Annotated in this window: 10 protein-coding genes; 6 read left to right on the forward strand and 4 right to left on the reverse strand. The window is 48.0% G+C overall.

All coding sequences use genetic code 11. The features are described 5' to 3' along the window. The first annotated feature begins 2 nt into the window (after positions 1-2). Positions 3-665: a Maf family protein gene (locus Pas1_RS06890; RefSeq protein ID WP_225971597.1), complete on the forward strand. Its 663-nt coding sequence runs from the start codon at positions 3-5 to the stop codon at positions 663-665. After that, a complete protein-coding gene (rng, locus tag Pas1_RS06895; RefSeq protein ID WP_112294853.1) occupies positions 658-2121 on the forward strand; it encodes a ribonuclease G in 1464 nt (487 codons plus the stop codon). Before Pas1_RS06890 ends, rng begins: the two co-directional genes overlap by 8 nt. A 14-nt stretch (positions 2122-2135) precedes the next feature. Here rng and msbA read toward each other — a convergent pair whose 3' ends face one another. Next, positions 2136-3899 (reverse strand): lipid A export permease/ATP-binding protein MsbA, encoded by a 1764-nt coding sequence (msbA, locus tag Pas1_RS06900; protein ID WP_112294854.1) that lies wholly within the window; start codon positions 3897-3899, stop codon positions 2136-2138. 10 nt (positions 3900-3909) lie between these two features. On the opposite strand from msbA, the gene Pas1_RS06905 reads away from it, so the two are divergent. Genes Pas1_RS06905 through Pas1_RS06915 form a run of 3 tightly spaced genes read left to right on the forward strand, consistent with a single transcriptional unit; the run spans position 3910 to position 6637 of the window. Beyond that, positions 3910-4695, forward strand: a complete 786-nt coding sequence (locus Pas1_RS06905; RefSeq protein ID WP_112203265.1) for a glycosyltransferase family 2 protein — start codon at positions 3910-3912, stop codon at positions 4693-4695. Then, entirely contained in the window at positions 4692-5471 is a 780-nt protein-coding gene (locus Pas1_RS06910) for a glycosyltransferase family 2 protein (RefSeq protein ID WP_112294855.1), read from the forward strand. The genes Pas1_RS06905 and Pas1_RS06910 overlap by 4 nt, the downstream gene beginning before the upstream one ends. Before the next feature lie 8 nt (positions 5472-5479). Continuing rightward, positions 5480-6637 carry a glycosyltransferase family 9 protein gene (locus Pas1_RS06915; RefSeq protein WP_112294856.1) on the forward strand — a complete coding sequence of 386 codons (1158 nt, stop codon included), beginning with the start codon at positions 5480-5482 and terminating at the stop codon, positions 6635-6637. Here Pas1_RS06915 and dnaE read toward each other — a convergent pair. Next, entirely contained in the window at positions 6634-10242 is a 3609-nt protein-coding gene (gene dnaE, locus Pas1_RS06920; RefSeq protein ID WP_112294857.1) for a DNA polymerase III subunit alpha, read from the reverse strand. The two genes, Pas1_RS06915 and dnaE, sit on opposite strands and share 4 nt — an antisense overlap. Positions 10243-10245: 3 nt before the next feature. On the opposite strand from dnaE, the gene gluQRS reads away from it, so the two are divergent. After that, positions 10246-11190 (forward strand): tRNA glutamyl-Q(34) synthetase GluQRS, encoded by a 945-nt coding sequence (gene gluQRS, locus Pas1_RS06925; protein WP_112294858.1) that lies wholly within the window; start codon positions 10246-10248, stop codon positions 11188-11190. Between the two features lie 16 nt (positions 11191-11206). On the opposite strand, the gene Pas1_RS06930 is transcribed toward gluQRS, so the two are convergent. Both Pas1_RS06930 and Pas1_RS06935 read right to left on the reverse strand, forming a co-directional pair. Continuing rightward, positions 11207-12658 (reverse strand): DEAD/DEAH box helicase, encoded by a 1452-nt coding sequence (locus Pas1_RS06930; protein ID WP_404824868.1) that lies wholly within the window; start codon positions 12656-12658, stop codon positions 11207-11209. 6 nt (positions 12659-12664) lie between these two features. After that, a complete protein-coding gene (locus Pas1_RS06935) occupies positions 12665-13072 on the reverse strand; it encodes a GlcG/HbpS family heme-binding protein (RefSeq protein ID WP_112203255.1) in 408 nt (135 codons plus the stop codon). Between the last annotated feature and the right edge of the window lie 20 nt (positions 13073-13092).

The raw sequence follows: 13092 nt of genomic DNA on the forward strand, positions 1-13092 counted from the left end.
CAATGCTTAATAACCAATCTGCCATGTTTCCTTATATCTACCTCGCCTCTCAAAGCCCTCGTCGCCAAGAACTACTCAAGCAAATTGGCGTGAAGTATGAAATGCTCGCACCGGCGCCAGGCGAAGATACTGAAAGTATTGAAGCTATCCATCCTAATGAAAAAGCGCATGACTATGTTAAGCGAGTTACTTTAGCCAAAAGTGCTGCTGCACTGGAGCGCCATATCGAAAGAGCACTACCTTGGGCCCCAATCTTATGCGCCGACACAACAGTGAGCCTGCCTGGTCATATTGGTGGTGAAATTCTGGGTAAACCTTTTGATGCAATTGATGCAGACCGCATCCTCAAACTCTTAAGTGGCAAAACCCATCAAGTTCTGACTGCCATTGCGCTGAGAATCAGCCGCACCAGTGAACCCGTCTCAGCAGTCCAAATTTCTGAAGTGACCTTTGCTAAATTATCCGAAGACCAAATTACCAAGTACATTGCCTCCGGGGAAGCCTTTGGTAAGGCAGGAGCATACGGGATTCAGGGACTCGGTAGCGTCTTGATTGAATCGATTACGGGAAGCTATAGCGGTATCATGGGCCTACCTCTCGCAGAGACATCCCAATTACTGAATCTTGCCCAAGTTGTATACCCATTGAGCACTACCCATGAATGAAGAAATTCTAATTAACATTACTCCGCAAGAAACGCGGGTTGCCCTCATTCAGCAGGGAGCAGTACAAGAACTCCAGATCGAACGCACCCGTCAGCGTGGCATTGTTGGGAATATTTATCTAGCTAAAGTAGCGCGTGTTCTACCCGGCATGCAATCGGCCTTCATTGAAATTGGTTTAGACCGCACTGCATTCATGCATGTGGCTGATATTCTGCAAAATCACTCACAAACCCAAATAGAAAAACTTCTCTTTGAAGGCCAAACCTTATTAGTGCAAGTACTCAAGGATCCTCTAGGCACAAAAGGGGCAAGACTGACTACCCAATTAAGTATTGCAGGTCGTAATTTGGTTTACCTACCCCCCAATAGCAATGATCCTAGTACCGAGAAATACATTGGCATCTCCCAGCGTATTGAAGCGCCAGAAGAGCGTGAAACCATCAAAAACCGCCTTGCTGGCCTCATGCCTGCTGATGAAAAAGGTGGAATCATTGTGCGCACTAGCGCACAAGAGGCGACCGATAACGAGCTGCAACACGATATGCATTACCTGCGCACCACCTGGGAAAATATTCTCGAAGCCGCTAAAACAAAATCAGCGCCCTCTTTGTTGTATCAAGACCTCAGCCTGGCTGAACGCGTTCTTAGAGATCTAGCCGGTGAAGAGACAACCCAAATTCGGGTAGATTCAGCTGAAAATTATGAGAAGCTCAACACCTTTGCAAGCAACTATATGCCCAATGTATTGGGTAAGCTCACTTTGCACCGTGGGGAGCGCGCCCTCTTTGATTTATTTGATGTGGATACCGAGATTAACAAAGCGCTCGGTCGAAGGGTTGATCTTAAATCTGGCGGCTATCTGATGATTGATCAAACTGAATCCATGACCACCATTGATATTAATACGGGCAGCTATGTTGGGGCTCGCAATTTAGATGATACGGTCTTTAAGACCAACCTGGAAGCAGCCCAATCAATTGCTCGACAACTGCGCCTCCGTAATCTAGGCGGCATCATCATTATTGACTTCATTGATATGCTCAGCAAAGAGCATCAAGAGTCCGTTCTGCACGAACTGAAGCGCAATTTGGAGCGCGACCATGCTCGTACTTCAGTCAATGATTTTTCTAGTCTGGGTCTCGTAGAGATGACCCGCAAGCGTACCCGTGAATCCCTGGCACACATCACTTGTGAGCCCTGCCCTAGCTGCGCTGGCAAAGGAGAAGTGAAGACCCCTCAAACGATTTGCTATGAGATTTTGCGAGAGATTGTGCGTGAGCATCGTCAATTTAATCCCAGAGAGTTTCGAATTGTGGCTGCGCCCGATGTGATCGATCTCTTTCTTGAGGAAGAAAGTCAGTTCCTAGCAAGACTTGGGGACTTTGTAGCAAAGCCCATCAAACTACAAGCCGAAGCGAGCTTTCGGCAAGAGCAATACGATATTGTTCTCAGTTAACTGAGAATGGGTTTTCAAGCATTCGAGAACTGAATGCGATGCAAGTTAGCATACAAGCCATCTTGCTGAATCAATTCTTCATGCGAGCCATTTTCGACAACTTGCCCTTGATCTAACACCACAATGCGGTCTGCATGCTCAATGGTTGAAAGACGATGAGCGATCACCAAAGTGGTTCTGCCTGTCATTAATCTTTCTAATGCATCTTGAACTTGGCGCTCAGATTCTGAATCTAATGCCGATGTCGCTTCATCCAAAATCAGAATTGGGGCATTTTTATAAATTGCGCGGGCAATTGCTAGACGTTGGCGTTGACCACCAGAGAGTCGATTACCGTTATCTCCAATCAAAGTATCAATTCCCTCAGGCAACTCTTTCATGAGAGCGCCCAGGTTAGCCGCCTCAAGCGCTTCAATCACACGGCCACGATCAATACCTTCACTACCTGTTGCGCCATAAGCAACATTAGCCGCTACTGAATCATTAAACAAAATCACATCCTGACTCACAAAGGCAAGCTGCTTACGAAGATCAGCTAAAGCAATATTTTCCAGAGGAATATTGTCTAAGAAAATTTCACCGCTAGTGGGTTTAAAGAATCGAGGTAGCAAACTCACCAAGGTTGACTTACCGCCACCAGATGGGCCAACAAATGCAACGATCTCTCCTGGCTGAATCGATAAATTGACATGGCGTAAAGCATCTTGGCGTCCGACTTCTTGTTCATAAGAGAAGCCCACATCCTCAAACCGAATCGCGCCTTTGGCTTTATCCAGTGACTGCATACTGGCTTTACGAGATTCATCTTCCTCGATGGGTTCATCCATCATTGAAAAAACCATCTCTGCTGCAGTCAAGCCGCGCTGTAAAGGCTGATTGATATCGGCCAAATGCTTTAAAGGCGAGATCACCAACATCATCGCTGTAATGAAGGCAGCAAAGCCTCCAACCGTAGTACCCTCGGTAGCCGATTGCATTAAAGCAATCACCAACACCACTGACAAAGCCATTGAGGCAATCAGTTGCGTGATGGGTTGATTCAGGCCGCCCGCTACTGCTGACTTAAGGGCAAATTGACGTAAACGCTCAGCCTTCTCTTTAAAGCGTCGCATCTCATACTCATGCGCGCCATGGACCTTCACGATCTTATAACCTGCAGCTGACTCTTCAACGATATAAGCTAAATCACTGGTGAGTGCCTGCTGTTCACGATTGAGTGAACGAAGGCGCCGATTGATCTTGCTCATAATCAAGGCAATCACAGGGAAAATAATCAGCACGACTAAAGTCAAACGCCAATTGAGGTAGATGAGATAACCCATCAAGCCAATCACAGTAAGAGAGTCTCTCACTAGACTGATTAACATGCCACCCATTACCGAGAGAACGTTATTGACTTCAAAGACTACGGCGTTAATTAAATTAGAAGCTGAGTTCTTCTGAAAGAAAACTGTCCGTGCGTGCAATAGCGTTTGAAACATCTGCTCACGCAGTTTGAGAAGAACCGAGTTAATAACCCGGGTCAATAAATAGTTAGAGAGAAATTGCGCCAGACTTCGAACTAAAGCGAGGCCGACCAGAAAAACAGGCACCTGCCAAAGCTTGGAATTGAGCTGCCCAGTAAAGCCTCGATCGAGCAGTGGCTTCATTAAAGCGGGGATTGAGGTCTCGGCTCCGGCAACGATAGCCATGGCCAATAAAGAACCCACAATCAGGCCAATATGTGGTCTGAGATACTGAATTAGGCGGTTTAGGGCGGTACGGTCTTGAGCATTCATATAATGAATTATGCCCACCTTATCAGTCATACTCATAACCCGCAATGAAGAGGCCAATCTTGGGGATTGTTTAGCCTCCCTTGAGGGCATTGCCCGCGAGATCGTCGTGGTCGATACAGCCAGTCAAGACCGCACCCTAGAGATCGCCCGGAACTATGGCGCCATCATTGCTGAGCCCTCAGATTGGCCTGGTTTTGGCCCCCAAAAGAATCGGGCCTTAGACCTCGCTACTGGAGAATGGGTTTTGTCCCTAGACGCTGATGAAAGACTCACTCCGGCCCTGAGGTCGGAAATTCTGACGGCTATCAATCACTCGGCCCAGGTTGACTGTTTTGCGATTCCGAGACTATCTTGGTATTGCGGCAGATTTATTCGTCACTCCGGCTGGAGCCCTGATTATGTCGATCGCTTATTTAAGCGCGGTACCGCCCGCTTCTCGGATGATTTAGTGCACGAGCGTCTTATCCCTAATGGTCAAGTAGCTCGCCTGAAAAATCCGATGTTGCACTTTAGCTTTATGAACTATTCCCAGGTTCTACAAAAAATTGATCGCTACTCCACCGCTTCTGCTGAGCAAGCATTTGCCGCAGGTAAAACCAGTAGCCCCTGCAAAGCAGTCTTGCATGGAATATGGTCTTTCTTGCGCACCTATATTCTGCGAGCAGGTTTTTTAGATGGTCCTCAAGGATTGGCTTTAGCCATCTCTAATGGGCAAGGCACTTACTATCGCTATATCAAACTGTGGCAGCTCCATAATCAAAGTCAGCGACCTGATCAACAGGATGTCAAAGAATGATCTCGGTATTACTGGCGACCTATAACTGGCCGCAAGCCTTGAAGCTTTGCCTAGAATCTCTGAATCAACAAACGGATCAGAACTTTGAGATCATCATTGCCGATGATGGCTCCAAAGAAGACACTAAAGCACTGATTGAAGCGATGCGTCCGTCTTTTGCAGTACCCATAACCCATCTCTGGCAAGAAGACATAGGCTTTCGTAAGACGCGCATTTTGAACCAAGCCATTGCAGTAGCAAAGGGCAACTATCTGGTTTTTTTGGATGGCGACTGTATCGTGCAATCCGATTTTATTGCCAAACATCGTGAACTTGCTCAGCCAGGTTTTTTGCTTACCGGTAGCCGCGTGATTCTGAATGAAGCTCTTACTAAGTCTCTCCTGTTTTGGCCACACTGGGATACAAAGCGTTTCTTCAACAGTTTGCTCAGCTATCGCTTGAGTGGGGGAATCAATAAATACCTGCCGATCAAGATCAAGCTTGGCGACGGTAGCTGGCGTCATTACAAAAAATTCGTATGGCGTCGTATCAAAGGTTGCAATATGGCCTGCTGGAAAGCCGATGCCCTGGCAATTCAAGGCTTTGATGAAAGCATGACGGGCTGGGGGCATGAAGATGCTGACTTCATATTCCGCCTGCAACAAAACGGAATCATTCGTAAATCAGGTGCATGGGCAACAGAAGTATTTCATCTCTTTCACCACATTCATGATCAATCTCATGCTGCCGAGAACGCCCGCCACGTGCGTGAAAAAATTCTCGCTAAGGCTCGATAAGAAGCGCTATGTCTAAGCTCTATTCCTATAAACCCAAGAAGGTTTTATTCATTGCCACTCGGCAAATTGGTGATGTACTGGTAACTACACCTCTCATTTCTAGAGCCCGTGAGTTATGGCCCGATGCAGAATTTCATTTTCTGGGCTACCGAGGCAAGCTCGACATGCTCAAAGGCAATCCTGATATTGCCGAAATCATTGAAACCTCAGATCGACCTCGCCTTCCAGAATATCTTGCTCTCTTTAATCGCTTGTTTCAAAGATACGATTTAGCCATCGTCACGCAGCCCAGTGATCGCGCTTATCTCTATGGATTATTGGCAGCGTTCAGAAGAGTCGGTGTTCTTGGCGGTCATCCCCAAGGTCAGACTGGCATTGACAATACAGACCACAAGGCAGAACGTCAAAATACCTGGAAGAAAGCGATCTGCATACACACTATAAATGTGGACTACTTCAAGCAACACGTGATTGTAGAAAAGCTGCGTTTACTCGAGGTGTTTTACAAAAATGCACAAGATCTCTTTAGTAAACAGATCGTAGTCACACCCCCTAAAGAAGAATCACTAACTCCAGTCATTGCCAGTCAACTGCTATCACCCTATGTTGTCGTGCATCCCGGACCTCTAACTGCTTATAAACGTTGGCCACTGTCGTATTGGCAAATACTCATCACTTGGCTGGTCTCTCAAGGTTGGCAAGTTGTTCTCAGCGCCTCCTCTGCAAAACAGGATCTTCAACTCAATCAAGAGATTCTTTCTCTATTAGATGAGAGTACGCGGCAGAAAGTGATTGATACCGCAGGCAAGCTATCCATCCCACAAGCAGCAAGCTTAATAAGAGGCGCGCTACTCTATGTTGGTGTCGATACGTCTATTACGCATCTTGCTGCAGCTTGCAATACCAAAACGATTGCCCTTTTTGGCCCTACGCCACCTACTAACTTTGGACCCTGGCCTAATGGCTTTATCGGTACCGAGCCTTATGTTTTGCGCGCTCGTACTCAAACGAATGGCTATGTAACGATCTTGCAAGGCCCTGGAGAATGCGTACCTTGTCGCAAAGCCGGCTGCGATGATCATCCGAATAGCTTGAGTGAATGCCTGGATTTACTAGAACCTGCTCAAGTGATTACTGCAATTGAACAAGCTTTAAGCAAGGCTTAGTGATACTGAACTTGTACAGGATTAGCTTGCTTGGAAGCTAAAACTTGATGCAGGCTGTGTAAGCAAGCGTCATCAGGATAGACCCGCAAGTCCTCTGGGAACTGAATTAAGCAAGCACCACCAGCCGTAGTCACCGCTGCCGTCAGAATTAAACCCTTGACTCCATCATTACTAGCTGTGGGAGGGGCGCCAAATTTAGGTTCTCGAGTGCGATTAGCCATTAAGTAGGGTCCAATTTGGCTACGTAACATCTTCACATCGATCGCTGAATCAATACAAACGTGCACATTGCGTGCAAAGCGCATTCTGGCACCCGTGATATCCATGACTGCTTCCGCAACAACTCGCATACCGCCTGAGAACTTATCGGGGGTAACGTTCACCTTGGCAACAAGTAACTCATCTTCTTTAAGCCAAGAGCGATTGGGTTCATAGACTTCGCTATAGAGAGTGACTTCAATTGCAGCACTACCATCATCAATCGTTGCAATCATCATGCGTCCACGCTGCCCCGTCAGCATCCGCGCCGAGGTGATAATGCCTGCAATTAATTGATCTTTACCTTCAGTCACTTTTGCTAAAGGCTGGCGGATGAAGTGGCTAGTCTCTTCACGATAAGCATCAAACATATGTCCTGTTAAACAAAGGCCGAGCGCAGTCTTCTCTTCAGAGAGGCGTTTTTTCTCAGACCACACAGGTTCGCGCACTAACTCTGGCAGGTGACGATCGGCTTCACCAGCAACTTCAAATAAGCTCACCTGGTTCACTGAGGCTTCGGCTTGTTCTGCAGCTTCAATGGCACGTGCCAGGGAAGCTAATAAGGTAGAACGAATATCAAATAGATTGCCGCCAGTCTGGAGTTGATCTTTATACAAGGTATCAAACGCTCCAGCCCGTATCAAAGCTTCAATCGCACGACGATTGACTTGACGGCGATCGACGCGCATACAGAAATCAAAAATATCCTTAAAGGATCCGCCCGCTTCACGCGCTTTAACAATCGCCTCAATTGCCGCCTCACCCGTACCGCGTACTGCGCCCAGACCATAACGAATGTGACTGAGTGGCGCATCCGGCGTAGCATCTGGGCTCCGTAAGGGAGTGAAGTCATACACGCCAGTGTTGATATCGGGAGAGAACACCCGTATTTGATTAGCCAAGCAGTCGTCATACAAGATCTTGATCTTATCGGTATCGTCCATGGCGAGCGATAAGTTGGCTGCCATAAATTCTGCGGGGTAATGGGCTTTTAACCAGGCGGTTTGATAAGCCAATAAGGCATAAGCAGCTGCATGCGATTTATTAAAACCATAACCCGCAAAGCGTTCCATCAGGTCATAGATTTCATTGGCTTTGCCTTCAGAGATACCGCCAGCTTTTGCCCCATCACTAAAGATCTTGCGATGCTGTGCCATCTCTTCAGGTTTTTTCTTGCCCATCGCACGTCGTAATAAATCCGCGCCACCCAATGAGTAGCCACCGATCATCTGCGCCATCTGCATCACCTGTTCTTGATAGACCATGATGCCGTAGGTTTCACGTAGAACGGGTTCGATACGGGGATCGGGATACTCTACTTTTTGACGCCCGTGCTTACGCTCAATAAAGTCAGGAATAAGATCCATCGGGCCCGGACGATATAAGGCGACCAAGGCAATGATGTCCTCAAAACGATCGGGCTTGGCTTCCCGAAGCATACCTTGCATGCCGCGACTTTCTAGCTGGAAGACGGCAACGGTATTGGCTTTTTTGAGGACCTCAAACGCAGCAGGATCATCGAGCGCCATATCGCCAATGCTCCAGTCTTTGCGATCCGCATGGAGGGTTTTAATCCAGCGCTCGGCTGCTGCCAAGATGGTCAGCGTCGTCAGACCTAAGAAGTCAAACTTAACGAGACCAATCGCCTCTACATCATCTTTATCAAACTGACTGATCACAGAACTACTATCTTGATCTTTTGTCTCTTGGGTGTAGAGTGGACAAAAATCTGTTAGCTTACCGGGGGCAATCAATACGCCACCAGCATGCATACCCACGTTACGAGTCATACCCTCTAATTGCTGAGCGAGCGATAAGAGTTGACGCACTTCATCTTCATTCTTCTCACGCTCGGCTAATTGTTTTTCTTCCTTCTTGGCCATATCAATCGTCATGTATTGACCTGGCTTATTCGGCACAAGCTTAGCGATACCATCGACAAAGTTATAGCCCTGCTCTAATACTCGACCTACATCTCGAATCGCTGCACGCGCAGCCATAGTGCCGAAGGTCACAATTTGGCTGACCGCATCTTTGCCGTACTTATCTTTAACGTACTGAATCACTCGGTCGCGACCCTGCTGACAAAAATCGATATCAAAGTCAGGCATCGAGACACGCTCAGGATTCAGAAAGCGCTCAAAAAGGAGGTTGTAACGCAAGGGGTCAAGGTCGGTAATGCCTAGTGAATAAGCAACCAAAGAGCCTGCTCCCGATCCGCGCCCAGGACCTACGGGAACGCCGTTGTTCTTAGCCCAGTTAATGAAGTCAGCAACAATCAAGAAGTATCCTGGGAAACCCATTTGCGAGATTGTCTTCACTTCAAAGACCAGGCGATCGTGATAACGACCCTCTTCTTTTGTGCGCTCTGCTGGATCAGGAAAGTTACGCTCCATGTGGCGCTTCAAACCAATCTCCGATTGCTGCAATAAATAATCGTCTAGCGTAATACCAGGTGGCGTCGGGAAATTTGGTAAACGCGGTTGGCCTAAAGTGAGCGAGAGATTGCAACGCTTAGCAATTTCTACTGAGTTCGCTAAGGCAACAGGTAGATCTGCAAAGCGCTGTTCCATCTCCACTTGACTCAGGAAATATTGCTCTTCATTGAATTTCTTCTGACGACGGGGATTACCTAATAACTCGCCCTCAGCGATACATACTCGTGCCTCATGCGCCGTGAAATCACTTCTTTGCATGAATTGCACAGGATGGGTCGCTACTACGGGCAGGTCTAATCTACTGGCCAGATGACAAGCGAATTGAAGGTGTTGCTCATCTTGCGGATGACCGCCGCGCTGCACTTCAATGAAGTAACTATCGGGGAATGCCTTGCTCCAACGCTGTGCCAGGACTTTAGCTTGATCGGATTGACCACCTAATAGCGCTGCACCCACATCGCCAGTGCGTGCCCCCGACAAGGCAATCAGACCATGGGCTAGGGTTTTCTTCGCTTTACGGTCTTCTTCTTTGGCGGCGGGTTCTGTAAACCATTGGGGGTTCACTTCGGCTCTACCGCGCGATTGATTATCTAAAGAAGCGCGGCTAAGCAACTGACATAAATTCAGATAGCCCGATTGGTTTTGCACCAAGAGCAATAAACGATGGGGTTGATCGGGATCCTGAGGATTGCTAATCCAGACATCAGCACCAGCAATCGGTTTAAGTCCTGCGGCACGGGCTCCAGAATAAAAACGCACTAGGCCAAATAGATTACCCAGGTCTGTGATGGCCAAGGCACCCATCTCATCTTTAGCGGCTGCAGCAATCGCATCATCAATTCGCACGATTCCGTCCGTAATTGAAAACTCGGAGTGGAGACGAAGATGAACAAAACGAGGTGAAGCCATGAGATGATTTTAGCTGTGTCTGACCTACAAAAACTCCCTTCCCCAGCCAGAGCCTATCGCGGGCGATTTGCGCCTTCCCCGACCGGCCCTTTGCATGCTGGCTCTCTAGTGGCAGCCCTTGGCAGCTGGCTTGACGCACGGGCTCATCAGGGTCAGTGGCTACTCCGGATTGAGGATGTGGATACCCCCCGTAGCGTATTTGGAGCAGCCCAGCAAATCGAGGCCCAGCTACTTGCCTGCGGCCTGCAATGGGACGAAGAGCCCATGTGGCAGTCCAAGCGGCAGGAAAGCTACCAAAAGGCCTTGAATCAGCTCATTGAGGAGGGTCAGCTTTACCCTTGCAACTGTTCCCGCCAAACTATTGCTAAGACCCTAGAGGCACTAGGGATCGAGACCGAACGCCATCAAGACTTAGTCTACCCAGGAAGCTGTAGAGGAAAGCTAGGGCGCAAAAACGAAGAACCCAGCACCGCTTGGAGAATCGCCCTCCCCAAACACTGTGCCATTGAATTTGAGGATCGCGCCTTGGGTTATCAGATCCAGAATCTGAATCAGGAGGTAGGCGACTTTGTCCTACGCAGAAGTGATGGTCTATTTACGTATCAATTGGCGGTGGTTGTCGATGATGCTGAACAAGGAATTACGCATGTGGTCCGGGGCAAAGATTTACTCAGCAATACGGCAAGGCAAATTTATTTACAGAAAGTACTTCACTACCCGACGCCAGAGTATTTACATTTACCCCTAGTACTTGATGAATTTGGTGAGAAACTGAGCAAGCAAACTCTGGCTAACGCAATCGATACAAGCACTCCTGCTGATGCTCTCAACGCGCTTGAACAAGCAGCCAATCATTTGGGATTACAGGAAATCGCTCAGCAAGCACACCAGAGTATTGGTGAGTTTTTGTCAGCAGCGACTGCTGCTTGGAAAAAGAAGTGCTACTAATTAATATATTCGCGCTTTATTTCTTTTTGAAGCCACCAAGCAAAGCGCCAACTGGAGGCTTTGCAGGAACAATACCCACCTTCTTGACTTCGGGCTGAGCATCTGTATTTTCCACTTTATTCACCGTCTTCGAAGATTCATAAGGCATGGAAAAGAAAGGATCAGCAGCAGGCGCTGGCGATGACTTTGGTGTTGAATACGATCTCTGAGTGGTCTCTCGAGATGATCGATGTCTAGGGCGATCGTCAGATTCATTACCGCCAGGTATATCGATGTTGGGTAAAGGCATGATTTCTAACTTACGCTTCATCAACTTCTCGATATCGTCGAGCAGACGTTTTTCACTATCGTCTACCAAAGCAATCGCATCACCAGTACTTCCTGCGCGCCCAGTGCGGCCAATCCGGTGAATAAAGTCCTCCGCATTAAACGGTAACTCATGATTAATCACACATGGCATTGCTGGGATATCTAAACCCCGAGCTGCCACATCAGTTGCAACGAGCGCTTCGATTGCACCAGATTTGAAAGCGTCAAGCGTTAAAGTGCGCTCGCCTTGACTCTTATCGCCATGAATCGCGCCGGCTTTAATCCCGTCTCGCTCTAGAGCACGCGCTAATCTGGCGCAACCCATACGGCTATTGGTAAAGATGATGCACTGGCGGGACAAACCTTGTTCCGTTCGTGAAGCCAAAATCTTCACAATCGCCTTTTCTTTATCGCCCGATCGCACCATGTGAATTACTTGGCGCACAGTATCAGCAGCAGCATTTTGCCGAGCCACTTCCACCGTCACAGGATTACGCAAATAGCTCTGTGCCAGTTTTTTAATCTCTGGCGAGAACGTTGCTGAGAACAATAAAGTCTGACGTTGTGCAGGAATTAAATTGATGATCCGTTGCAAATCGGGCAAGAAGCCCATATCAAGCATGCGGTCGGCCTCATCTAAGACTAAGAGCTCTACTTGAGAGAGGTTGGCTACCTTAGATCCAATGTGATCTAGGAGACGGCCAGGCGTCGCAATCAAAATCTCGATACCGCCTCGCAAGGTGGCTACTTGCTCTTTCATATCCACGCCACCGTAGACCACAGCCGAACGTAAATCAGTATGACGAGAATAGTTTGCTGCATTCTCTGCCACCTGAACAGCTAACTCGCGGGTCGGTGTAAGCACTAAAGCTCGGATTGGATGCCTGGCAGGTGAGGCGCTACTACTTGCGTGACGCAAAATGCGTTGAATAATAGGCAATACAAATGCGGCAGTTTTGCCAGTGCCTGTTTGGGCAGCGCCCATCAAGTCTTGCCCCAATAAAACATGGGGTATGGCTTGCGCTTGAATGGGTGTAGGGCTGGTGTAGCCCTGCTCAGATACCGCTTTTTGGATCAGCGGATCTAAGCCAAAATCAGCAAAGGTAATCGTTGCTTGGGGAGTGGGTTCAGCAGAAGTTTCAGTAGGGATATTTGTCAAGGTAACTTACAGAATGGCTGCGATACCGGCTTTTGCAGTAGCCGCATCATCAGTCGATTTAACGCCGGAAACGCCGACTGCGCCGATGGTAAAACCATTTACCTCGATATTGACCCCGCCCTCTAACATTCCCATGCTATGGGGAACAGATGCAAAAGCGGTACGGCCATTATTAATGATCTCTTCGTAAACGCGAGTCTCACGCTTACCCATTGCAGCAGTCCGCGCCTTCTCTTGAGCAATGTATGCAGAGATATGCGCACAACCATCTCGACGAATCAAGCCCAGTAAGTGGCCGCCGTCATCACAAACCGCAATGGTCACAGCAAAGTTATTGGCCTCTGCATATTTATTTGCTGCATCCAGAATCTTTTGTGCATCAGCTTGAGTGAGGTAAGGTTTAGAAGCTAACATGATTTTCTTTCTATCTTTTA

The organism is Polynucleobacter paneuropaeus, from assembly GCF_003261235.1.
GTDB lineage: Bacteria > Pseudomonadota > Gammaproteobacteria > Burkholderiales > Burkholderiaceae > Polynucleobacter > Polynucleobacter paneuropaeus.